At 27.6% G+C, this 24055-nt stretch carries 20 protein-coding genes, 1 tRNA gene, 1 pseudogene and 2 riboswitches; of the genes and pseudogenes, 5 read left to right on the forward strand and 17 right to left on the reverse strand.

Going from position 1 to position 24055, the window contains the following annotated elements:
• Window positions 1–408 precede the first annotated feature (408 nt).
• Window positions 409–1185: a zinc transporter ZupT gene (gene zupT, locus CLSA_RS15615; RefSeq protein WP_022747365.1), complete on the reverse strand. Its 777-nt coding sequence runs from the start codon at window positions 1183–1185 to the stop codon at window positions 409–411.
• A gap of 698 nt (window positions 1186–1883) precedes the next feature.
• Here zupT and CLSA_RS15620 point away from each other — a divergent pair.
• Window positions 1884–1958 (forward strand) — tRNA-Glu (locus tag CLSA_RS15620).
• Window positions 1959–2056: 98 nt separating this feature from the next.
• Here the strand turns inward: CLSA_RS15620 and CLSA_RS15625 are convergent.
• The 8 genes and pseudogenes from CLSA_RS15625 to CLSA_RS15660 all read right to left on the reverse strand — a co-directional run bounded on the left by CLSA_RS15625 (window position 2057) and on the right by CLSA_RS15660 (window position 9798).
• Entirely contained in the window at window positions 2057–2245 is a 189-nt protein-coding gene (locus CLSA_RS15625) for a hypothetical protein (protein WP_022747366.1), read from the reverse strand.
• A complete protein-coding gene (locus CLSA_RS15630; protein ID WP_022747367.1) occupies window positions 2242–2691 on the reverse strand; it encodes a hypothetical protein in 450 nt (149 codons plus the stop codon). Before CLSA_RS15630 ends, CLSA_RS15625 begins: the two co-directional genes overlap by 4 nt.
• Before the next feature lie 150 nt (window positions 2692–2841).
• Window positions 2842–3417, reverse strand: a pseudogene (locus tag CLSA_RS15635) (ATPase).
• Complete coding sequence (locus tag CLSA_RS15640; RefSeq protein WP_022747368.1) at window positions 3417–3596, reverse strand: hypothetical protein; 180 nt, start codon at window positions 3594–3596, stop codon at window positions 3417–3419. Before CLSA_RS15640 ends, CLSA_RS15635 begins: the two are co-directional and overlap by 1 nt.
• Before the next feature lie 301 nt (window positions 3597–3897).
• Window positions 3898–4410 (reverse strand): surface protein PspC, encoded by a 513-nt coding sequence (locus CLSA_RS15645; protein ID WP_022747370.1) that lies wholly within the window; start codon window positions 4408–4410, stop codon window positions 3898–3900.
• Window positions 4411–4748: 338 nt separating this feature from the next.
• Window positions 4749–7151, reverse strand: coding sequence for an MASE3 domain-containing protein (locus CLSA_RS15650; RefSeq protein WP_022747371.1), 2403 nt, complete (start codon window positions 7149–7151; stop codon window positions 4749–4751).
• A gap of 114 nt (window positions 7152–7265) precedes the next feature.
• The gene (locus CLSA_RS15655) at window positions 7266–9002 is read right to left on the reverse strand and encodes a sensor histidine kinase (protein WP_022747372.1); all 1737 of its coding nucleotides are present in this window, start codon (window positions 9000–9002) and stop codon (window positions 7266–7268) included.
• A gap of 208 nt (window positions 9003–9210) precedes the next feature.
• Window positions 9211–9798 (reverse strand): acyl carrier protein phosphodiesterase, encoded by a 588-nt coding sequence (locus CLSA_RS15660; RefSeq protein WP_022747373.1) that lies wholly within the window; start codon window positions 9796–9798, stop codon window positions 9211–9213.
• 583 nt (window positions 9799–10381) lie between these two features.
• Here CLSA_RS15660 and CLSA_RS15665 point away from each other — a divergent pair.
• The 4 genes from CLSA_RS15665 (at window position 10382) to CLSA_RS15680 (ending at window position 14568) form a co-directional block, all read left to right on the forward strand.
• A complete protein-coding gene (locus CLSA_RS15665) occupies window positions 10382–11281 on the forward strand; it encodes a cation diffusion facilitator family transporter (protein ID WP_022747374.1) in 900 nt (299 codons plus the stop codon).
• Between the two features lie 66 nt (window positions 11282–11347).
• Window positions 11348–11551: riboswitch (cobalamin riboswitch) on the forward strand.
• A gap of 331 nt (window positions 11552–11882) precedes the next feature.
• Window positions 11883–12797, forward strand: coding sequence for an ABC transporter substrate-binding protein (locus tag CLSA_RS15670; RefSeq protein WP_022747375.1), 915 nt, complete (start codon window positions 11883–11885; stop codon window positions 12795–12797).
• A complete protein-coding gene (locus CLSA_RS15675) occupies window positions 12790–13803 on the forward strand; it encodes a FecCD family ABC transporter permease (RefSeq protein WP_022747376.1) in 1014 nt (337 codons plus the stop codon). The genes CLSA_RS15670 and CLSA_RS15675 overlap by 8 nt, the downstream gene beginning before the upstream one ends.
• 9 nt (window positions 13804–13812) lie before the next feature.
• Window positions 13813–14568, forward strand: coding sequence for an ABC transporter ATP-binding protein (locus tag CLSA_RS15680; RefSeq protein WP_022747377.1), 756 nt, complete (start codon window positions 13813–13815; stop codon window positions 14566–14568).
• A gap of 207 nt (window positions 14569–14775) precedes the next feature.
• Here the strand turns inward: CLSA_RS15680 and CLSA_RS15685 are convergent, their stop codons facing one another.
• The 8 genes from CLSA_RS15685 to CLSA_RS15720 all read right to left on the reverse strand — a co-directional run bounded on the left by CLSA_RS15685 (window position 14776) and on the right by CLSA_RS15720 (window position 23994).
• Window positions 14776–16002 carry an IS256 family transposase gene (locus CLSA_RS15685; RefSeq protein WP_022746146.1) on the reverse strand — a complete coding sequence of 409 codons (1227 nt, stop codon included), beginning with the start codon at window positions 16000–16002 and terminating at the stop codon, window positions 14776–14778.
• Window positions 16003–16310: 308 nt separating this feature from the next.
• Window positions 16311–17447, reverse strand: coding sequence for a 5-methyltetrahydropteroyltriglutamate--homocysteine S-methyltransferase (locus CLSA_RS15690; RefSeq protein WP_022747378.1), 1137 nt, complete (start codon window positions 17445–17447; stop codon window positions 16311–16313).
• A gap of 135 nt (window positions 17448–17582) precedes the next feature.
• Complete coding sequence (locus CLSA_RS15695; protein ID WP_022747379.1) at window positions 17583–18500, reverse strand: LysR family transcriptional regulator; 918 nt, start codon at window positions 18498–18500, stop codon at window positions 17583–17585.
• 253 nt (window positions 18501–18753) lie between these two features.
• Complete coding sequence (locus CLSA_RS15700; RefSeq protein WP_022747380.1) at window positions 18754–19077, reverse strand: energy-coupling factor ABC transporter substrate-binding protein; 324 nt, start codon at window positions 19075–19077, stop codon at window positions 18754–18756.
• Window positions 19077–19829 carry an energy-coupling factor ABC transporter permease gene (locus CLSA_RS15705; protein WP_022747381.1) on the reverse strand — a complete coding sequence of 251 codons (753 nt, stop codon included), beginning with the start codon at window positions 19827–19829 and terminating at the stop codon, window positions 19077–19079. Before CLSA_RS15705 ends, CLSA_RS15700 begins: the two co-directional genes overlap by 1 nt.
• Before the next feature lie 215 nt (window positions 19830–20044).
• Window positions 20045–20872: an energy-coupling factor ABC transporter ATP-binding protein gene (locus tag CLSA_RS15710; RefSeq protein WP_022747382.1), complete on the reverse strand. Its 828-nt coding sequence runs from the start codon at window positions 20870–20872 to the stop codon at window positions 20045–20047.
• A 108-nt stretch (window positions 20873–20980) separates the two neighbouring features.
• Complete coding sequence (gene cbiQ / locus CLSA_RS15715) at window positions 20981–21883, reverse strand: cobalt ECF transporter T component CbiQ (RefSeq protein WP_022747383.1); 903 nt, start codon at window positions 21881–21883, stop codon at window positions 20981–20983.
• 329 nt (window positions 21884–22212) lie between these two features.
• Window positions 22213–22414, reverse strand: a riboswitch (cobalamin riboswitch).
• 422 nt (window positions 22415–22836) lie between these two features.
• Window positions 22837–23994 (reverse strand): amidohydrolase, encoded by a 1158-nt coding sequence (locus CLSA_RS15720; protein ID WP_022747384.1) that lies wholly within the window; start codon window positions 23992–23994, stop codon window positions 22837–22839.
• Between the last annotated feature and the right edge of the window lie 61 nt (window positions 23995–24055).

Below are 24055 nucleotides of genomic sequence, written 5' to 3' on the forward strand. Positions count from 1 at the left end.
TTAGTATACGTTTTCAAATACCCCTATAATTTATTATTTCTCTCCCTTCGTTTTAAAATCTTTTAAAGCAGCCATTATACAAGGACTTTTTAAATGTATTTTAAGAACTCTATATTAAAATATTATCACCATTTTATGTAAATGTAAATATTTTATTACATTTTTGTTAAAATAAATAAATTATTTTATGTTATTTTCATTTAAGATTGGTTCTGTATTATTATAGGCATAAAAAATAATAGACCAAAATTCTGATCTATTATTTTTTAATGTGTGATATCAAATTTTTCTTAATCCAAATATATTACATAAGTTGTAAAAAATATTATTCATCAAACCTGAATTGCTACTTTTATAAATATTCAATTAGCAAGATTACTAATTATGAATTTTATTAATTAGATGTTACTACATAAATACATGAGTTAACGGCATCAAACATATTCCTAAAAAAATAGAATATAAAGATAAGGTTTTATATCCATACTCTCTCGATGTAGGAATTAGTTCTTCAAAAGATATATAAAGCATTATTCCCATAACAAATGAAAATATTAATCCAAGTAAAAATTCATTTATAAATGGTTTTAAAATAAAATATGCTAAAATCGCACCTAATGGTTCTGATAGACCTGAATACAATGTATATCTTAATGCTTTAAATTTTTTACCTGTTGAATAATATATAGGCATGGCTACTGCTATTCCTTCTGGTATATTATGCATTGCAATAGCCAACGCTATCGATGCTCCTAACTTTACATTTTGATAACTAGACATAAATGTTGCCACTCCCTCTGGGAAATTATGTAGTGTAATTGCAATCATAGATACAATTCCTACTCTAAATAATCTTGAATGTTTCTTATCTGTTGTATTTATCTTATGTGATTCATGTGGTATCAATTTATCAATTAGCATCGCAAATATCATGCCTGTTAACATATAAAACATGGTCAACAATACACCATATAGCTTTCCATAACAATTCATTAAAGTTGTTTCAGCATAAGGAAATAAATCTGTAAATGATACGCAAATCATAACTCCTGCCGAAAACCCTAATGCAGCTGTAATAGCCTTTTCATTCTTTCTTTTTGAAACAAGTACAACAACAGCTCCAAATACCGTAGATATTCCTGCTAAAAAAGAAAGCATTAATGCAAACAATGCATTATTATCCATAAGAGCAACACCTCTTTAACTTAATCTTCCTCTTAATTATATATTCTATAAAGTTATACAAAATTACCTATATGTTAATTTATTTTTATAACTTAATAAATTCAACTATAAATTACTTTTCTGTTCTACTGTTATAATCTTTTTATATTTAAGCAAAAAAATAATATCCATTAAAATTCAAGCTAATTGTTACTCAAATCTCAATGGATATCCCACAAAATATTAAAAAGGAGTCGTAATTTTTATATAACTATAAGTTACATAAGAGGCGCGATGAGTATATTAAAAATATAAACCTCTTTTAAAAATTACTTACTACATAATAGTTTAACAGATTTTCATTTAAAAACAAGAGTATTTTTTAAATATTTAGAAAATTATGATTTGTTAAATTTATTAAACAATATAAATATAGTGTTACGCAATAAGAATAAATCTTAGTGAATCCTAGCCGAAATTAGATACATATTTGTTCCATAGTATCATGAAAATTTCGCTAAAGTTGTCGTATTTTCAAAGGTCTATTACACAAACATGTGTCCAATTTCTCTGTTTGTGATATATTAAATTCTCAATTATGAACGCTATAAGCAACTTACAATTTAAACAGAAACTTTGACTTATGAAATTTTTTTAATTTTTTCAAATGAATATATTGACATAATAGTAAAATAAGCGTATACTTTATTTTGTTACATGGCCCATTGGTCAAGCGGTTAAGACGCCACCCTCTCACGGTGAAATCATGGGTTCGATTCCCGTATGGGTCACCAATCAAGGAAACATCAGCATTTAAACTTCTAAATTGTTGGTGTTTTTTCTATTTTCCCGATTTTTTCCCGACTAAGTTTTTTATATATTTTATTTAACTTTATTGGGTATATATAATTAATTCAGCTAAATCTAAAGTTATTTTTGCTTCCCTTAGAAAATCTAATCCTAATGGCCCATTAACTCTTTCATTTGGATCAATTTCACCAAAATCTATCTTAAAACTTTTTAATCCAATATCAGCACAACTACTTGAGATAATTTTCTGTTGCTGCGCTTCATCTATCAATACTTCAATATAAATTTAATAAATTCATCTTCAATAGTTTCTAAATCTCCATAAATCTTTTGTTCTGCTAAGTATAATCCATCTGATAAATAGTTTATTATAGATGTTATTTCATTATCTAAATTTGCTTCTTTCATTAGATTATCTAAATAGTATATAGAATCATTTATGTTTATTTCATTTGCTTGATATTTATCGGATATAATATGCAGTAATTCTTTGTGTATATTTAAATCATCACCATTTCTTCTATAAAAATAGTCTCTTAAAATATGCAAAGCATCCTGCATATTACTATTAAAAACTAAAGATGCTTCAATAATTTCATAAGGCGGTTCATCTAGATTAGCTATAATTTTATCAAGAAATTTAATCAGTTCTTCTTTTGAAAAAATCCCACACAAGACTGCCAGTCTATTTACTTCAATTTGCTCAACAAAACTCATAACATTCTCCTAAAAATTTATTTTTCACCTAACTCTTTATTAAAATATTTTATTGGAACATAATCAGTCAACCATAATTCATTTTCAAATTAGCTCAATAAAAAGGCTATACCAATCCATTTTTGTGAATAATACAGCCTTTTTATTGCTTTAAAATTGTAATTGTTGTAATATTGTGTTTGCCCATTGAGGCATAATCTTATCTCTCCAAATCAATATTCCATTCTTAATACTTATAAGTTGTATAAATTCATTGGTATTATCATAAATATTAACTTCATCACAAATATTAATAACATCTTTTAAATTTAATAATGATTCAGTATATCTCTTTTCTATTACTTCATCCGGTATGCCATGACCGCCTTTAGATACCCTAAACTTAACTCTTTCTTTTGCTATTTGAGAATTTTCAAGTCCTATATAATTCATAACTACAAAAAAGCCCTTTTCTTTAGCCTTCTTTATATTTTTTATTATACTCTTACCAGATAAAGTAGTTTCTTGATGAAATTAAATATCATTTTTTATATAATAATCAATCATTTTAACAGCCTCTCTACCAGCTTTAATTTGAAGATTATTATCCTTCCATGATCCAATTCTTGCAACCATTTCATCAGTATTAATTCTTTTTCCAATGTATTCTTCATTATAGAATACAGATTTATATATTGATGTTTTTCCTGCGCCATTCACTCCAGCAAACAATGTATATTGCTTCATTACACTGGCATTTCCTTTATAACTCTTTTTTGTTCTCTTTGAAGAACTAGATTAGCCATATTCATATAGAAATCTTGTTCATCTTTTGTTTTTGCCTTATCAAATAATTCCTTTAATTCTGTATATGAATATTTTAAAAATTGATCATATAAATTTGCATTTTCTTTTTTTAATTCCATATAAATTCACCTCATATTAAACAGTTTTATCTTTAATAAAATTATATCCTAAAATTATTATATTTAAAACCTTGATGTTTTTATTATTTTCCCACACTATTATTGGATTAAGTATTAAAAGGATTCTCACCTATGTATAATGATCTTTGTCTTCTATCTGCATACATAAAGTTTTATCCTTAATACCTAAAATCTTAATTATTCTGTTTTGCAACATAATAAAAGGACTATCCATAATAAAATAGTCCCAATATTTATTATTATATTTCTAAGGTCTTATATATTTTTTACCATTTTGTTATTAACATTTTTTACAAGCTTTATATCCTTTTTCTTTAGCTTCAGTTAATGACATAGCAGTATAATATTTCATTCCATGTGCGTGTGGACTTGAATGATATATTCCATTATTTGATACATATACTGTTTGACTTTGATCATTTGTTGAACTTGTACCATAAGTACTATAATTTGAACTACTACTTCCACTAGTACTTGGAACACTAGTTGTCCATGATCCTGCACTGTTTAAATAATAATTGCCTATATAACAGTCATGAGCCATAGTACCATCACCATAAAAATAGTACCAATTTCCACCATCACATAACCAGCCAGTTTTCATATAACCGTTTGAATCAAAATAATACCATTGTGCATCAATTTGCGTCCATCCTGTAGCATAAGAACTTCCTTCTGCATACCACCAACTATTGCCTGATTGTCTCCATTCTGCATGTGCTGCTACCGGAGTAATTGCTAAAAATGTTATTAATGTAACAAAACTAGCAATAAGTTTTTTAAAGTTTTTCATTTTATTTTCCCCCTAAATTGTTTAATAAGATATATTGTACATAATTTCACATTTTTATCAAATGAATATACATATTGTCAAAAAATCTTAATCTACATAAATGAGGATTTTTCATAAAATAGCTTGAGAAAAGGCGATAAACATTTCATTTTAAGTGTTTATCGCCTTTAAATTTATTTGTATTTTTTAAAAGAAAGATATTAATATACTTCAAGCAAAAGAAAATCTACATTTTAAGAGTTACATTTAATAAACTTTTTCCCTCTCCTATATTTCTTTCAGCTTGAACTAATTAATATCTTTTGATTGTGCTCAGTAACATTAAATAATTCAACAATTTATATTGAATATATATCAGAAAACTCAATGTTAATCATTTCAATTTTATTATTCGTAGGTTTAATTTTATCAATAACTTCTACATCTTCTATAGTCTTTGCAGGCAATTCTATTTTAAATGTACTCCCCTTACCAACTTCACTATCAACACTTATTTTCCCTCCATGAAGCTTAACTAAGGATTTTACCAAAGACAATCCAATTCCACTTCCTTCAGCATTACGTGAAAGGGACTTATCTATCTGATGAAACCTTTTAAAAATATTATTTAGGTGTTTTTTGTCCATTCCTATACCCGTATCTTTTACTAATATTTCAATAGTGTCACCTTTATCAATTAATTCTATGAATATCATACCACCTAGATTTGTAAACTTAATTGCATTCGAGATAAGATTTAGTATAATTCTCTCAATCTTTTCAGGATCAAAGGCAATAATTTTTTCCTCTGTATTTGTATCAAAAATAATATTTAACCCCTTCCCTTTAATATATTCTGATACAGATTGAACAATATCTTCTATAATCTCAACTATATTCTCATTTGATAGATTTAATTTAAAAAATCCCGAATTCATTTTTGATATATCCACTATGTTGTTAATAAGTTTTGTAAATCTGTAACAATTTTGCTTAATGATATTTATACTTTTAGAAATCTTTTCTTTATTATCTTCAAGCGAGTCATCTCTAGAGTAGAGCTCCATTAATTGGTTGGTACTGAAAATTACATTTAAAGGAGTTTTAAGCTCATGTGATACATTGGCAAATATTTCATCCTGAATCTTAAGTACTTCTTCTATTTTATTTTTGGCTTTCGTTTCTTCAGTTATATCTATTGCAATAACAACTATTTCACTAATCTTCTTGTTTATATCAAACAAAGGTTGAAATATAACTCTAAAAAACTTTTCTTCTCCCGCCATAATATGTTTTCTATTTAAGAAATAGTAATTACGGTTTTTCTCTATTAAATATTTGATGTTACTTAATACTTCAGCTTTTTCATCCATATTAAACTTAAAGACTTCAAAAATATTTTTTCCTATACTACAGGATAGTGATATTATATTCTGATTAATTTGCTTTAAATCATTATAACATTTACTGTTCATATATTTAATTTTAAAATCAGGATATGAAATTATTTCATAGCTAAGGTCAAGATTTTCTATTGTTCTATTTAGCAAATCGTATTGAGCTTTTAATAATAAGTTTTCTTCATTTTTTAATCTGTCGCCTATATCACGACCGACCATTACACCAGCTATAAAATTACCTTCATTATCATATATGGGTGTGCCACTTACTTCTCTGTGAACTATATAATTATTAGTTTTACAATCAATTCTATAGTTTGAAATTCTTTCACCCCTTCCAACTCTTAGTAATGGTAAATTTTTAAACGATATTAAATTGCCATCTATATCAAAATACTTAAATTCTTTCAAGGTGTTCTTTAAATTTGTTAATTCTGTACAATTAAAGAAAGGTTGCTTCTTTAATGCTTTGTTAATCATGGTAGGTTCTCCATTTTTATCACAAATAATTAATTCATCAGACATATTTTCCATAATAGCTTCTAATTCTTCCTTTTGATCATTGATAGATTTTTCTTTATATATTAGTTCCTTAAATATGGTTTGATATGGTTCTGTAATACAAGTTACTACAACTGCTTTATAAATAAAGTAAAATGATAATATTTTAAAATAATGACCTAATAAATTTGAAAAGCCATAACTACTTATATATAAAGTAAACTCCAACTCAGAGACTATAGCAAAAACAAGAGACCAGAATAAATATTTATAAACTTTACCATCAAATTTATGCTTGTTCTTTATCAATAATATAGCATCTAATATTAATATTAAGCATATCAAATACTCACTGATTATCTTAAATTGTGTTTGTCCTTTTCCATCAATAAAACATATTGGAAACACTTTAAAATAAAAGATTGAAGCTATAATAGTTGAAGTAATTATAGTATAAATTATAAAAATCAAATACGGTCTTAAGTGTTTCTTGAAATGCATACATATAAATGGTACTAATAGAGAAATACTTTCAAGATAACGTGCTCCTGTACATAATTGATTAGCATAAAACCTATAATCTTTAAAAATATTCATACCATTGTATGATAATGTATGTAATAAGTCTAAAAATGAGCCAAACATATATACAATCCCTATAAATATTAGGTAATCAAAATGTTGTTGTGAAAAATTCCTTGAATTCCATGCTATTACAAATAGAGTAAATCCTATTGTTATACTAAATAGTTCAGCAAAACTATGAAACAACAAGTAATCATAAAGGCTAGTTAAGTATAATACTACTGCAATAAATAATACGATAATAGTTTGCAGAATCTTCTTTTGGTATCCAGACATGTAAAATCCCCCAGTAAATTTTTTTATATATGATATTATAGAACAATTCATAATAGTATAGTGTAACAAAATACCTAGTCAAACTAATTTTGATTTCAAAATTAAACTACTAAATTAGAACTTATATATATCTGAAAATTCAACTTTTATTCTTTCTACATAATTACTTAAATTGCTATTAAGCAACTTAACATTTTGTTCACTATTATTATCATCTACTACTCTAACCGGAAGTTTTATACAAAACTTAGTTCCAACTCCGCATTTACTTTCTACAGATATCTTACCTCCTTGCATTTCCACAAATGATTTTACAAGAGATAATCCAATTCCACTTCCCTCATGATTTCTTGTAAATGATTTATCAATCTGTCTAAACCTATCAAATATTGTATCTAACTTGTCCTTTGGCATTCCTATGCCAGTATCTTCAATTAATATGGTTATAAATTCTTCACCATCAAATATATTTACAAATATATTCCCACCAGGATCAGTAAATTTTACAGCATTAGATAGGATATTAAGCATTATCCTTTCAATTTTATCTAAATCACAAGCTATTATCTTCTCTTCTATATCAGTATCAAATGTAAGAGTTAAATTATTACTATTTATATATTCAGCAGCCGATAAAGTAATTTCCTCTACTACATTAATAATATTGCAATTAATCATATTCATCTCAAAATATTCTGTATCTAACTTAGTAGAATCAATAAGATTATTAACTAACCTTATTAATCTTAAGCAATTTTGTTTCTCTATATTAGTATTATTAATAATTTTTTCTTTTTGTATATTTTCTTTTTGAAGATTTATGCTGTTAATTTTTATTACACCTAATATTATGTTTAGTGGAGTTCTTAGTTCATGAGAAATATTAGCAAAAAACTCTGTTCTTAATTTTTCTAATTCAAAAGCTTCATTTTGCAATGCTAGTTCAGCTTGTTTTCTTACCTCAATGTTACGTGAAACCATTATAATCCTTTCATCTCCATCAATATTTGCAATGCGAATATTTGCTTCACCCCAAAATTCATTATTATTCTTGTCTATATAAATTGCTTCAACAATAAGTGGATCTGTTTTCTTTATTTCATTTAATAAATCTTGTTTTTGAAGATAATGTTTAGGTGAATTTGGAGAAATAATATCCTGCATATTCATATTTATAAATTCATTTCGAGAATATCCAAACATAGAGATGGCAGTTTCATTTACATCTAATATCTTACCCTCAAAATTTCGAACTAATATAGCATCATTTACTGAATTAAAAATTGTATTTAAATATTTTCGATTCTTTTCAAGCTCCTTCTGAGAATTTTTATATTCTAACTGTCTTAATCCACTTTCAGCGAGTGTCATAATAAGTGCTTGATAGTATTCCATTATATAGTTAATCTTTTCTTTAGATAAAACAGGTATCCTACTTAGAGAATCCAAATATTCCTTTTCATCGAATCCAAATTCTAAGGCTTGAGCACGAAAATATTCTATATCTACTATTTCATTTTCATAAAAAAATTGTCCAAAAAAAATTGTTGCAATATGCATCCCTGAGATAACAACGGGCATTGCGATATCCCATATATTGTTTAGGCATTTATATGCTATAGCTTTACCTTCCATAATATGTTCATTAGAATATTTATCACTAATTTTGCAGCGATTGCAAGTGATTGGATTTACCCTATGAAACTTCCTGCATATATCTACCTGTCCTACCGCAAATTCAAGACTTCCATCTATATCGCAAATTGACATATGAATTCCTGCAATTGCATAAATATTATCAGCAATTCTTTTCAATAAATCAATATTTATTAATTCCTTAAGTTTAAGCATTTTACAATTCTCCCTATATATAACAAATCATTTCAATATATAATATAAAATTACATTAATTCCATTTTTTATTACATTATAACATTTATATTCAAAAAAGTATTGTGTTTATACAAACTAGTCCTAATTATTTTCTGTCCATTACCTAAAAAATAAACTCACGCTAATAATAAATTACCGTGAGTTTCATATTTCAGTAAGTATGCCACTAAAGCATTCTTTTAACTTCATTTGCATACTCAATTGCATGGGGATAAAAACATTTAAAGTCATTTTCAAGACTTTCATAATTATTAATTAATTCATCTATTGGATTTACTAAGGGATGTTTTGTATTGGAAAATCTTTTAGCAATTCGCTCTACTGTTATTTCAATACCACTTATATTCCTATATGAAACAAGCCAGTTTTCTTCGATTATAAAAGGCATTCTTTTTATTAATTTATCTGGCAGACAGTAAGAAAACTTTTTAAGTATGTTATAAAAGTTTTCTGAATATTCTTCTAAGGATATTGAAGAATATTCATACCAATTCTTAGCTAAGAAATGATCATAAAATATGTCAATTAATACACCTGCAAGGCGTCTATTTGTTTTAGAAATTCTTTTTCTACTGTTTAAAAAATCTGGATGTGAATCTGTAAAAGTATCAAGTTTTTTATGCATAAAAATCCCCTGTCTTATTGAGTATTCAAATTCATTTTCCAAAGACTTATTCACAAAATCACCCAGAAAATTTCCAAGCATATTTTCTTCGCTATTGTCTGCAAGATATACATGAGCTAAATAATTCATTTCTTCTCCTTTCAAATTCCTCTACCTAATACTGCAACATATGTAAATTAATTTTCTCGCTTTTATTTTTTTTAATAATAAGCAAACTCATATATTGATGTTTTTTCAACATGATTTACACCCGCAAATACAGTATCCGTAATCTAAAATCACGTCATGCTAGACTATTTTATCTTTAATAAAATTATATCCCAAAGATAGGATATTTTATACTATTGATTGATGACGCCTTTATTCATTTTCAACAGTAAAAATTGTATGAAATAAAAACTGATATTTATACTATAATAAAAAAACGTATTTAATTAATAATTCACGACATAATGTAAAAAATCTTAGTGCAATATTTACAAAATCATTTAATATTTTAATAAATTTAGCAAAAACTAAAAACGTTAAATAATAGCAAGTATATTTAATCTTAATAAATTCTTATTACTTACAATAATAACTACATTTAATTATTAATTGATAATATAATTAAAACTATTATTTTTTGACTTTTATTATGTTTATCTATATTATAGAGTTAATTTATTTTTTTCAAATGATAAAACAATGATTGAATATGGAGGTATTTTATATGAATGCAAAAGTTAAAGTTGCTAGATTATCTGTTCTTTCAAATAGCATTTTAATAATTCTTAAGTTATTTGTTGGACTTACTACTGGTTCAGTAAGTATCCTATCCGAAGCTATACATTCAACTATGGATTTATTAGCCGCTATAATAGCATTTTTTTCTGTGAAAATATCTGACAAACCAGCTGATGAAGCACATCCTTATGGACATGGAAAAGTAGAAAATATTTCTGGTGTAATTGAAGCACTTCTTATATTAGCAGCTTCTATTTGGATAATAGTTGAAGCAATAAAAAAATTAATAACCCCTGGAGAAATAGAATCCATTGGTCTTGGTTTCATAGTTATGTTTATTTCTTCTGCAATAAATTTTATAGTTTCAAAAAAGTTGTATAAAGTAGCTAAACAAGAAGATTCTATAGCATTAGAAGCTGACGCATTACATTTAAAGGCTGATGTTTATACCTCATTAGGTGTTGGAATTGGATTATTTCTTATATGGATTACTAAATTAAATTATCTAGATCCCGTTGTTGCAATTTCTGTTGCTATCTTTATATTAAAAGAAGCTATTGAGCTATTAATATCTGCATTTAACCCACTTTTAGATGTTAAATTATCTAATGATGAAATTAAAATTATTAAAGATAATATAAATAAATTTTCAACTGTATATTGTAATTATCATGATTTAAAAACCAGAAAATCTGGAAGAATGAAATATGTAGATTTGCATTTGGTATTTCCAGAAAATATGACAATCAAAGAAGCTCATGATATATGTGATAAAATTGAAGATAATATAGAAAAATCGCTACATTATACTCAAATTATGATTCACTTAGAATCTTGTGACAAGAATTGTAATCACGATAGATGTTTTAAAAAAAGTAATAAATAAATAATATCTTTAAATTCAATTGATAAAAATTACTATGACTAGTATAATCTTTTTGTGTTAAATGTAAATTATATATAATTTAATCTGCATTTTAATAAAAAGGGAATGGAGTGAAATTCTTCAACTACCCCAGTAACCGTGAAACTGACGAAATCTAATGCACATGAAATAATGTTATTTTTTTGATTGTGCCTAATATGCCACTGAGAAATTGGGAAGGCTTGAAAGTAGGATGAAGTTAAGTCGGGATACCTTATTTTTATGCAATACTAATATCCTCTGAGGGTGGGATATTAGATAATTATTCATATTTTAATGAAGATAAGACTTTTACGCTTTAGTCTAATTTTTATAAATATGTTTATTATGCTTCTATGGCATACTCTCAAAGGGGTATGCCTTTTTTTATTACCCTAAGGCTCATTGAAAAAATAACAAGTCGATTTGCCATCCAATTTTCGATCATGCTACAACGGCAAATTGACATAATAGACCATCTATAATGGCGATTCACATTCTTGCATGATGAAAAATATACATGGTAACTTTGGACTTGTTATTTATTTTCATATGGCTAAATACAATATTTTGGGAGGACATCATGAAACTAAAAAACAAATTTTTATCACTCTTTTTGATAGTTATATTCGCTATTAGTACACTAGTAGGTTGTGGTAATAAAACTGAAACAATGACAGATAGAGAAGGTAACAGCTTTAAGCTGCCTCAAAAAATAAATACTATAATATCTACAGCACCTTCAAATACTGAAATATTAGTTGGACTCGGACTTTCAGATAAGTTAGCAGCTATAGATAAATATTCCACAGATGTAGATGGTGTTAATAAAGATTTACCTAAAATTGATTTTAAAAATCCAGATGCTGAAACTCTTGTTAGCTTAAAGCCTGATTTAATAATAGCTTCAGGACATAATAAAACTGGAAGTGAAGATCCATTTGCTGCTGTTAAAGAAGCTGGAATACCTGTTGTATACATACCTACAAGTTCAAGCATAGAAGACCTTTATAAAGATATTGACTTTATATCTAAAATCACTGGAACTGAAAAAAAAGGTAATGAGATGATTACTAATATGAAAGATGATATAAGCTCCATAAAGAAAATCGGAGATACTATTACTAATAAGAAAAATGTATATTTTGAAATAGGATCAACTTCATCTTTATATAGTTTTGGCAATAATACATTTTTAAATGAAATGATTGAAATTGTAGGTGCAAAGAATATCTTTGCAAATGAAAATTCATGGATATCTCCAAATCCTGAATATATAGTTAAAGCTAATCCTGACGTGATACTTACAAATGAACCTACTGGCAATGCTGTTATTAATATAAAGAATCGTGAAGGTTTTAAAGATGTTACTGCAGTTAAAGAAAATAATGTCTTTGCTATTGATAACAATTCGTCTTCCAGACCATCACAAAATATAATAAAAGCACTTAAACAAATGGCAAAAGCTATTTATCCTGAGGAATATTCAAATGTATAAAAAAGCTGTTATATTATTAATCCCATTAACGTTTTTAATTTTATGTATTGGAACTTCTATCGGAAGTTCTGATACCAGCTTTGTCGATATTATTTCAATAATTGGATATAAGGCTTTTAGCATTCCATTACCTAAACATATAAATGCTAATGCTGTAGCTATAATTTGGAATTTAAGATTACCTAGGGTTTTTTTAGCATTTATAGTAGGTGGTTCATTATCAGTTAGTGGTGCTGTAGTTCAATCATTACTTAGAAATCCATTAGCTTCACCATATACCTTGGGTGTATCTTCCGGTGCTTCTCTTGGAGTTGGATTTCTTATAATCTCTGGATTATCAATGCCTGTATTAGGCAGACTTACACTTCCCTTAACAGGATTTTTATGCGGACTTTTAACTGTGCTGATTATTATTAAATTTGCATGCAGAGTTGATAAAAGCATGTCAACTTCGACTATAATTTTATGTGGTATGGTTTTTTCTTTATTTTGTAATGCAATACTTACAACTATAGCAGCATTATACAGCGAAGATATAAAAAGTATAGCCCTTTGGCAGATGGGGTCTTTTTCTATGAAGGGATGGTCATATGTACAAATTGGAGTTCCATTTTTTATAATCGGAGTAATAGGTATTATGCGTTACTGTACTGAAATGGATATATTATCTTTTGGTGAAGATCAAGCAAAATCAGTTGGAGTAGATACAAATATGACAAAAATACGTCTTCTTATTTTCTCTGCTATATTAACAGGATCTGCTGTAGCATTGAGTGGAATTATTGGTTTTGTTGATTTAATTATCCCTCATCTTGTAAGAAAAATTATTGGAGCAAAACATAAGTTTGTAATTCCCTTCTGCATAATTTTAGGAGGATGTTTTATGGTAATTACTGATTTAGTAGCAAGAACCATTATAATACCATCAGAATTACCAGTTGGTGCTATTACAGCTCTTATTGGTGCCCCGTTCTTTGCATACATATATTTCAAAAAATCAAGGTAGGTGATAATATTGTTAGAGGTTAAGAATATTTCCTGTGGCTATGACAAAATAGATATTATAAAAGATGCTACATTTCAAGCTAAAAGAGGCGAAGTTCTTTGTATAGTTGGTCCAAATGGATGTGGAAAAAGTACGCTTTTAAAAGCAATAGGTAAACTCATTGAATATAAAGGAAAAATAGCATTAGATTCAAATGATATAAAAAATTTATCTGTAAAAGAATTTGCTAAAAACATTGCACTAATGACTCAAAGCAACAATATCTACTTTCCTTACACAGTTTATGAAACTGTTGCTTTAGGAAGATATGCTTATTTAAAAGGAATTTTATCCTCATTAAGTAAAGAAGATAACTTAATTGTAATGAAATCTATAAAAAGTGTTGGACTTATAGATTTAAAAGATAAGCTTATAAATGAATTATCTGGTGGTCAGCTTCAACGTGTATTCTTAGCAAAATCATTTGCTCAAAATCCAGAAGTTATTCTATTAGATGAACCAACAAACCACCTTGATTTAAAGTGCCAAATTGAAATTTTAGAATATTTGAGTTTATGGGCAAAAGAAAATAATAAAATTATAATAGCTGTATTACATGATTTAAACTTAGTTAATTTATTTGGTGAAAAAGTTATATTACTAAGTAAAGGTGAAATAATCAGCAAAGGTACACCTAAAGAAGTATTTCTAAAAGATAACTTAAAAAATGTATATAATATAGATGTAAAAAATTTCATGATTAATGCTTTAAAACAGTGGCAGTAAAATATATTTGATAAATACTTAAAAAAGTTAATAATAGAGAATGTAGAATAACTTGTGTAAATTGAATATTTGATATGTTATATAACTGGAAATTTTATTTCCAGTTATATTTTTATCTTTCTTTTGAAATACTAAAACTGGATATTATTATATTTTTAGTTTGTGCCAAAAAAGATAATATATGCATAATTTCATAAAATGGACAAACTATACAGCTAACGCTTCGTTGATTCTTTCTTTAAACATTATTTCAAATTTTAAAAGTGTAACACCCCAGTTTGGAAGTGGTGAAGTCCATTTTTTCATAACTTGATCTGTTGCTAAATACAATGACTTTCGTAATGAATCATCAGTTGGAAATACAGTTCTAATCTTAGTGAATTTTCTTAGTTGCCTATTAAAACCTTCAAGTGTATTGGTAGTATAAATCATCTTTCTAATTTCTTTAGTATAAGAAAAATATGTAGATAATTTATCCCAGTTTTCATACCATGAATCCACTACAGAATCATAAAGATTATCCCATTTTTTCTTCAACTCATCGAGCTGCGCTAGCGCAATTTCCTCTGTATCTGCTTTATAAACAAGCTTCAAATCTTTCATAAATTCTTTTCTGTTTTTATAAGAGACATATTTTATCGAATTTCTTATTTGATGTATTATACAATTTTGAATACATACCTTTGGAAAAACAGCTCTAATTGCGTCTGGTAAGCCTCTTAATCCATCCATACATGCAATTAAGATGTCTTTAACGCCACGATTATTTAAATCATTGCATACACTTAACCAAAATTTTGCACCTTCAGCTTCGCCTATCCAAATTCCTAAAATATCTTTATAGCCATTCATATCAACTCCCATACAAATATATGCTGCTTTAGAAACAATTCTATGTTCATCTCTTACCTTAAAATGAACCGCATCCATATATACTATAGGATATACTGGGTCTAACATTCTGTTTTGCCATTCTGCTGCTGCGTCCATCACTTTATCTGTTATTTTCGATATCATTGATGGAGAGACATCTATACCATAGAGCTCTTCGAGTTCGGATTGAATATCTCTTGTAGACATTCCACGTGCATACAAACCAATTATTTTTTTATCCAGTTCACTACATTCTGTTTCATACTTTCGAATTGCTCTTGGCTCAAACTCTGATTTTCTGTCTCGTGGAATATCTAAAGGTACCTCCCCGTAACTACTTCTAACATCTTTTTTAGAATAACCATTTCGATAATTCTTTTCACTTTCGTTATCGGCTCTTTCATACTTCTCTCTGCCTAAATGTTCATCCATTTCCGCTTCAAGCAATTGTTGCATAACATCTTTTAATAGCTTTTGCATCAATCCATTCTTACCTACAACATCATCCATGCTTTTACACTTTTTAATTTCTTCTTGATAATTAATATCTGGTACTTTCATTTGGAATCCTCCCTTATTATTTTCAAGTATATTATTCCAAATCTACCATCAAACAATACAAAAAAAGAATGTAGTAGATTTGTTTTACACAAATCTAGCTACATCCCCTAATAATAGCATAATAATTGATTTTTTATTTATCAATTTATGTCAATTCAACTTTTTTATTAATATAAATTGATAAAAGAGCTGACTAATTTACGTTTGTCAGCTCTTCTTTAAACCTTCTCTTTACTTTATTATGTTTATTGCTTATACATTAATTTTACTTTTTTAAATATTTTCTAATTGTTTTAATTTATATTATTTTATTTCCAGATTTCATTCGCAATTTCTTTAAGGAAAAGAATTTTATTCCACTGTTCATCGTCTGTAAGAATATTCCCTTCTTCAGTAGAAGCAAATCCACATTGTGGACTAATACAAATGTTGTTAATATTAACATATTGATTAGCTTCTTTAATTCTATTAATTATAGCAGTCTTATCTTCTAATTCTCCGATTTTTGAAGATACAAGTCCTAAAACAACTTGTTTTCCATCACCTAAGAAACGAAGTGGTGAAAAATCGCCTGCTCTATCTGTATCAAATTCAAGATAAAATCCATCTACATTTTCTTTTCCAAACAGAATTTCTGCAATTGGCTCATATCCACCTGAAGCTGCAAAGGTTGAATGATAATTTCCTCTGCAAACATGGGTTGTAACAATCATGTCATCTGGATGCTTTGAAATTGCTAGATTATTAACTTTTAAATACGTCTCTGCAAGTTTTTTTAAATCAACTCCAGCATCTTGGCGAGCTTCCCAGTATTTTTTATCACAAAACATTCCCCAAGTACAATCATCAAGTTGTAAACTTCTGCATCCAACATCATATAAATCTTGAATTATAGTTTGATATGCATTGGCAATATCGTTTATTAATTCATTCATATTATTATAAAATTTATTAGTAGCATCCTTATTTTCTGCACGTTGCAATTCTGCTAAAAATTGTGCTGGTGCTGGAATTGTTTGTCTAGCTGTAATTCCATTCTCTGCAAATTGTTGAATAAATTTAAAATGATTAATAAATGGATGATTTTCACCAGTAATTTTTCCTGACAATCTCGCAGTTTCTGGTCTTGTTTCCAAGCCATTAAATTTATATCCATTATCTATTTCTACCTTTTCAACACCATTTAATCCCCACATAAAATCAAGGTGCCACCAAGAGCGACGGAATTCTCCATCTGTTATTACTTTTAATCCAACTCTTTTTTGATTTTCAATTAATTTTTTAATTTCAATATCTTCAATTTTTTTTAATTCCTCACTAGAAATTATTCCTTTTGCAAATTTTGCTCTTTCTTCTTTTAATGCTTTTGGACGAAGAAAACTTCCAACAATATCATATCTAAATGGTGTTACTCCTCTTTTCTTTGCATTTTCAAATTGTATCATACTTGTATCCCCCTTTTATTTTTAGCTTATTTAATTAAAGTTTTTATTTTTTAATGTGCTTCAGTGAGATAAGTATAATACATTTTTTTATGTATAAAATAATTCCTAAATTGTATGGCCAAACATAGTTTCAAACTATACCTGATTCAATTCTTCCATCAATGTTTCTTTTAATAATTGAACATAATCTAAAGCTATTTTACTTAAAGATATATTCTCATGAATAATATATCCAATAGTAATCTCTTCTTCCAATTCTAGAGGAACAGAAATTATATTATTTCCATTTAAATCATGGCTAATAACTCCAGTTGAAATAGTATAACCATTTAATCCAATAAGTAAATTGAATAATGTTGCTCTATCACTTACAGTAATACTTTTCTTATGAGTAAGAGTACTTTGAATTTCTTCTGAAAAATAAAAAGAATTAAATTCACCTTGTTCGAAGGAAAGGTATGGATATGATTCTAATTCTTTTAACGTAACATATTTTTTATTTGCAAGTGGATTTTCAGAACTAATAAAAATATGAGGATTTGCTTTGAATAATTCTTTAAAAATCAAATTATTTTCTCTTAAAAATTTATTGAGAACTTTAGAATTAAATTCATTTAAATAAAGAATTCCTATTTCACTTCGAAGATTTTTCACATCTTCTATAATTTCATAAGTTCTTGTTTCACGTAAAGAAAATTCATATTCATCTAAATCATATCCCTTTATAAGATTTACAAAAGCACTAACTGCAAATGCATAATGTTGGGTAGAAACAGAAAAACTTTGTTTAGTTATTTTTTTATTAGAATAACGACTTTCCAGTAATTCAACTTGTTCAATTACTTGTTTTGCATAACCTAAAAATTCAGCACCGTGAGCAGAAACTGTAATCCCTCTATTAGTTCTATTAAAAATAGTAATTCCAATTTCAGTTTCAAGTTCCATGATTGCATTAGAAAGACTTGGTTGGCTAATAAAAAGTTGCCTTGTTGCTTTTGTAATAGATCCACATCTAGCTATTTCAACTGCATATTTTAATTGTTGTAATGTCATTAATGTTCACCTTCAATCTAATTTATATATTTGTTTTTTCTTATTTTTTATTAGTTAAAAATATAAACACAAAATAATTTCTATTTATTTTCTTATGTATTGTTTATCTTCGCTTAACTTATTATATTATCATAATAAGCTAATATTAAATTGCTATATAAAAAATGTCCAGTTTAATACTGGACAAAATTCTAAGTTACACACTGCTTTTTCAGCACTGTTTCTTTTTTATGCTTCAATCATGTAAAAAATATTATTTGTTTTTATTCTTTTCATTTTCTATTTTCTTTCTTTCTACGAATCTTCCCATAAAAAAAGCAATAACGCCAACTCCAATACCTGTCTGCACGCAGAAAATCAAGCTCTCTACTTCTCCAGGTAATTCTCCACCAATCCAAGTTTCCATAACTGGCTTAACCCAAGGTTTATACTCACCGCCTGTAATTTGAGAAACTACTTCACTTCCTGCATCATCAGATCCACCAAATTCAGCACCTTTTAATGTAAATAATGGTATTACAGCAATCAGTGCAGCAATAATTAATAAAGTTACAACTGTCTTTTTTGTTTTTGACATTAATTTTCGCCTCCATTCATTAATCCAAGACCTTTCAATTCAGGTTTTGCATATGTTTCAAGACCAATTATAATAACAACTGTCAAAATGCCTTCTATAATTGCTAAGGGAACCTGCGTAGGTGCGAATACTGCAAGAAATTTAATTGCAGATACCATAACCCCACCATTTTCAGATGGATATGCAAGTGCAAGCTGAATGCTTGTTATACAATAAGTAAATAAATCACCAATTGATGCTGCTAAGAAAATACCTAAATATTTATTGACTTTTAAAATTTTACACAATTTATATATTGCATAAGAGACGAATGGACCTGCAATAGCCATAGAAAATGTATTTGCACCAAGAGTAGTTAGTCCTCCATGAGCAAGTAAAATTGCTTGAAAAATAAGTACAATAATTCCCAATATACTAACTGGACTTGGTCCAAATAAAATTGCCCCAAGTCCTGTACCTGTCATGTGTGAACAACTTCCTGTTACTGATGGAATTTTTAAAGATGAAAGTACAAAAACAAATGCGCCTGCCATAGCTAAAATAGTGATTGATCTACGGTACTCGGACAATGTTTTCTTAATTGATAAATAACCTGCTATTATAAATGGAAGACAAATAACTCCCCACATAATACAAAATTTTGGTGGAAGATATCCTTCCATAATGTGCATTGCATTTGCTGCTGGAGCTACTCCAAAAGCTAAAGCAAATGATATTGCAAAAGTTATAATTTTCTTTTCTTTTTTATTCATTTTTCTCCCCCTCGATAAGCTTTGATATTTACATCCTTAAAAGCTAAATAATAAATAAAATAAATCGTTATGTTGATTTTTAACAAACAAAATTTTCTTTAATTAATGATAAATATTTAATAATTTAACTTCTTATTTGCAGCATGATTGCGTTTTTATAAACGATAAGTTCTTGGTTGTGCGTATGCACTTTTTTATTGGTATATATATAATTCTTATTCTCCAAGTATTTTCTTAAATTCCTGTATACTTTTAGGATAAGATTTTATATCTTCTAGAAGATGTTTTTCTACAAGAGATTCATAAACCTCTAACAATGTTGGCTGTTTCAAATTTGCCTGTTTTAAAATTTCTTTATTTTTAAAAATTTCTAGAGGTGTTCCATCTGCAATGATTTTTCCTTCACTAAACACAAGAACTCTTTCAGCCCATCTATATGTAAAATCTACATCATGTGTAGAAATAAGCATTGTCTTTCCTTCAGATCCAAGCTTCATCAAAACTTCTTCTAACATCATTGCATTTAACGGATCTAATGCTGCTGTTGGTTCATCAAATATTATAATCTCTGATTTCATCGCAATAATATCCGCAATACTAACGCGTTTCTTTTCTCCACCACTCAAATAATGAGGTGGGCGATCTTTCAAATGTGAAATATTCATGTATTCCAGTGCTTCATCAACACGCTTCAATACTTCTTCTTTGGGAAACTTTAAATTCATAGGTCCGAATCCAACTTCTGCCATAACTGTTGATGCAATAATTTGATTATCAGCATCCTGAAATACTATTCCAATGTTTTTTCTAAGTTCCTTTAAATTCTTTTTATTTATAACTTTATCTCTATAAATAATTTTCCCTTGTTCTGGTGTAAGCACGCCATCCACATTCAAGAAAAATGTAGATTTCCCTGATCCATTAGAACCAATGACAGCGATTTTCTCACCTTCATAAATATCTACATTTACTCCATTCAATGCAGACTTTCCATTTCCATATATGTAGTGAAGATCCTCAATTTTTAATATTAATTTTTTCATAATCGTTCCTTTCTTGGCATATGAAAATAAATAACAATTTCAAAGTTGCCATGAATATTTTTCTCCACACAAAGAGGCAAATTGACTTGTTATTTTTTTGAATGTGCCTTATCTTGTAAAGTTCCAAAGAAAAATCAAAAAAATTATGAATGCTGCTGCAAAAGCAATCTGTATCATTTTTATCTTTTTATCTTCCTCCAAAAATACGAGATCTCCATCATAGCATCGAGCCTCCATAGCATCATAATAATCATTTGCTTTCTTAAGAGAAATAATAAGCATATTGCTTGCAATACGTCCAAATGTATAGCAGGATGTTTTAAAATCACAGTAGCCCTGGCGTGATCTTGCGGAATTCTTCATTTTCGTACATACATTCATTAAAATAAATATATAACGATAAATAAGACTCATCAATTCTACGATAATCTTTGGCACATGCAGATTTCGAAGCACATAAATAATTTCCGAAGATGGAGTTGACAGTGTCATCATTTGTAGAGCACTAATTGCTGCAAAAATTTTTAAAATCAAAAATGCCATTTTCTTAAGCTGTTCCTGAGATGTAAAAATATAAAATAAACCAAGATGCATGTTATACTGTCCTATTGACTGCTTAGAAAAATCAATTGCAACAGTAAAAGTACTAATCAAAATAAAAGTAATTGGAATTGCCAGTATTGACAAGTATTCAGTTAATGGAATCCCTCCTTTGATAACCGTTAGATACGCCATTGCAATTATTACTGCAACAGATACATATGGATTGTCCAATACAATGCAGAGAATCAATGTCAAAACTGATAAGTATACTTTAAAGGCAGCATTCCACTGTCTGATTTTTGAGGCATAAGCATAAAAATCAATTGAATATCCTTCCCCATGTTTATGTCCTATTTTATGTTTATGATGATGTACCCCATCCCTATGAGTATGCTTACTTTTATGTTTCAATATAAAGAAAAAGACAATCATCCAAAACATAACACATAAAATAATAATTTTGTCCATATAACATCTCCCTTGAAATTTAATTATTTTTATTTTCTAAAAAGCCCTAAGCTTTTCTTCCTCCATTATTCATTATTTATTTTTTACGATTTAACAATCTGATAAGCATTTAATGTCACTAAGTTTAAAAATCAAAATTTTTATAATCTCCTAGGCATTAAAAAAAGCCCTTTTAACAAAAGTGTTAAAAAGACATAATAATAAAACCCACTTATTAATTTAAAATCCGCAAATAAATGTTCATTAAAACGCCCACTCCATCACTCGTAGAGTTCAGTCACATTAATAAATGTAAATTATCTCTTAGACTTGTTACTTTTTAATGTGTCTTATAGTGCAAAATATAGGCAGGTCTTCTGACTTAAGAATCGATATTTAAATGCGCCTTCCCTGTTTAAAAGTGGCATAATGTATTTAAACTCCTCTAATACAGCTACGGGATAGTTCAGGAATCTCACCTGTTTCCCTTTTAATCAATCAATTTTTAATATACAAATTATAATCAAATTGATTAAACCTACATTTTATTATTAAATTTTTTTCCATTATACCATAACATTATTTATCATAAAAATCAATTAACATATCTATAAATTCTAATACATTCAATAATAATTTTAAATATATTTCTTTCACAAACTCCTATCATATAATGTGATTGATATAATTATCCTAATTTTTAATAATGCTAATTTTCTGAAAAAGTGTACTTAAACAATGTACTAGTATATTACAAATAATGTATTCAGTAAAAAGTTTCATAAAACTTCCTTAACTATATATTATTAAGTTAACCTGGTATAACTTGCTACATGATACATTGAATACTTCCTCATATATTTTCAAATAATACTATTGTATAATTAATACTGGTGACTTTTTTATACAAAACCTTTATTATTAGCTCCTTTAAATAGGAGCTTTTTTCATGAAAGTTACAAAAATAATTTAACTTACTCTCTTTTAAATACTATTTCACCATCTATTATTGTAAGATCAGCTTTAGATTTTATATCAAGTGGATTACCATCATATACTACAATATCTGCATCATAACCAATTTCTAACTTTCCTATTCTATCTTGACAATTCAGTATTTCTGCAGCGTTTATTGTAATTGATTTCATTGCATCTTTAAATGATAATCCTTGCGCCATAGCTATAGCTGCAACTGTTCTCAAACAATCTATTGAATTATATGGATGGTCTGTTATAATAGCAGTTTTAACTCCTTCTTTAAAAAGCTCCACAATAGAAGCATATCTTCTTCCCTTTAACTCCATTTTTATTCGTGGAGTAAGAAGAGGGCCATAGGCTACTGGAACATTCTTTTCCTTTAAATAAGATTTTACTAAATGTGCCTCGGTACCATGTTCAATTACCATTTTACTGATATTAAATTCATCAGCAATTCTTATGGCTGTAACTATATCATCCGCTCTATGAGCATGAACTCTTAGTGGAATTTCTCCTTTTAATAAAGGAATAACCGCTTCTAATCTTATATCTCTTTCTTTGATATTATTATTTTCTTTACGAACTATATAATCCTCTGTTCTCATAAATAACTCTCTTATTAATGCTGCACTGCCCATCCTTGTTACTGGACACTTATCATTAATTCCATATGTACTTAATGGATTTTCTCCAAGAGAAACTTTAAAACCTGCTGGATTCTTTACTATCATTTTATCAATAATTGTTCCAACTGTTTTTATAACAACATTTCTTCCTCCAACAACATTATTACTTCCAGGTCCACTCATAACACAGGTTATACCAGATTTCACGGCGTCCTTAAATGCTATATCAAACGGATTTATAGCATCTATACCATTTAAATGAGGGGTAACAGGATCTGATGTTTCATTATTATCAACACCTATTTTCCCAGTACACTCTTCAATAATCCCAAGATGAGTATGGCAATCAATAAATCCTGGAAATACAAATTTCTCGTTTAACTCAATAATTTCCATGTTTTCATACTTGTCTGATAGATTTTCAGCTATCTCTGCTATTTTTCCTTCTTTTATAATTATATCTTTTTTATCATATCTATCTTTTTCTAAATCATACACAATACCATCTTTTAACAAAGTTATTTTCAATTTAATCGCTCCTTCTCATATATTTTTAATTGCATATTTACATGAAACAATATTTTTAATA

The organism is Clostridium saccharobutylicum DSM 13864 (genome assembly GCF_000473995.1).
Taxonomy (GTDB): Bacteria; Bacillota; Clostridia; order Clostridiales; family Clostridiaceae; genus Clostridium; species Clostridium saccharobutylicum.

Excerpts from the sequence above, each read along its gene's own strand:
- CLSA_RS15655 (WP_022747372.1), bottom strand. The coding sequence starts at position 9,002 with ATGCTTAAACTTAAGGAATTAATAAATATTGATTTATTGAAAAGAATT.
- CLSA_RS15650 (WP_022747371.1), bottom strand. The coding sequence starts at position 7,151 with ATGTCTGGATACCAAAAGAAGATTCTGCAAACTATTATCGTATTATTT.
- CLSA_RS15660 (WP_022747373.1), bottom strand. The coding sequence starts at position 9,798 with ATGAATTATTTAGCTCATGTATATCTTGCAGACAATAGCGAAGAAAAT.
- CLSA_RS15695 (WP_022747379.1), bottom strand. The coding sequence starts at position 18,500 with ATGACATTACAACAATTAAAATATGCAGTTGAAATAGCTAGATGTGGA.
- CLSA_RS15690 (WP_022747378.1), bottom strand. The coding sequence starts at position 17,447 with ATGATACAATTTGAAAATGCAAAGAAAAGAGGAGTAACACCATTTAGA.
- CLSA_RS15645 (WP_022747370.1), bottom strand. The coding sequence starts at position 4,410 with ATGAAAAACTTTAAAAAACTTATTGCTAGTTTTGTTACATTAATAACA.
- CLSA_RS15675 (WP_022747376.1), top strand. The coding sequence starts at position 12,790 with ATGTATAAAAAAGCTGTTATATTATTAATCCCATTAACGTTTTTAATT.
- CLSA_RS15710 (WP_022747382.1), bottom strand. The coding sequence starts at position 20,872 with ATGAAAAAATTAATATTAAAAATTGAGGATCTTCACTACATATATGGA.
- CLSA_RS15685 (WP_022746146.1), bottom strand. The coding sequence starts at position 16,002 with ATGAAAGTACCAGATATTAATTATCAAGAAGAAATTAAAAAGTGTAAA.
- CLSA_RS15665 (WP_022747374.1), top strand. The coding sequence starts at position 10,382 with ATGAATGCAAAAGTTAAAGTTGCTAGATTATCTGTTCTTTCAAATAGC.
- CLSA_RS15630 (WP_022747367.1), bottom strand. The coding sequence starts at position 2,691 with ATGAGTTTTGTTGAGCAAATTGAAGTAAATAGACTGGCAGTCTTGTGT.
- CLSA_RS15705 (WP_022747381.1), bottom strand. The coding sequence starts at position 19,829 with ATGAATAAAAAAGAAAAGAAAATTATAACTTTTGCAATATCATTTGCT.
- CLSA_RS15670 (WP_022747375.1), top strand. The coding sequence starts at position 11,883 with ATGAAACTAAAAAACAAATTTTTATCACTCTTTTTGATAGTTATATTC.
- CLSA_RS15700 (WP_022747380.1), bottom strand. The coding sequence starts at position 19,077 with ATGTCAAAAACAAAAAAGACAGTTGTAACTTTATTAATTATTGCTGCA.
- cbiQ (WP_022747383.1), bottom strand. The coding sequence starts at position 21,883 with ATGGACAAAATTATTATTTTATGTGTTATGTTTTGGATGATTGTCTTT.
- zupT (WP_022747365.1), bottom strand. The coding sequence starts at position 1,185 with ATGGATAATAATGCATTGTTTGCATTAATGCTTTCTTTTTTAGCAGGA.
- CLSA_RS15640 (WP_022747368.1), bottom strand. The coding sequence starts at position 3,596 with ATGGAATTAAAAAAAGAAAATGCAAATTTATATGATCAATTTTTAAAA.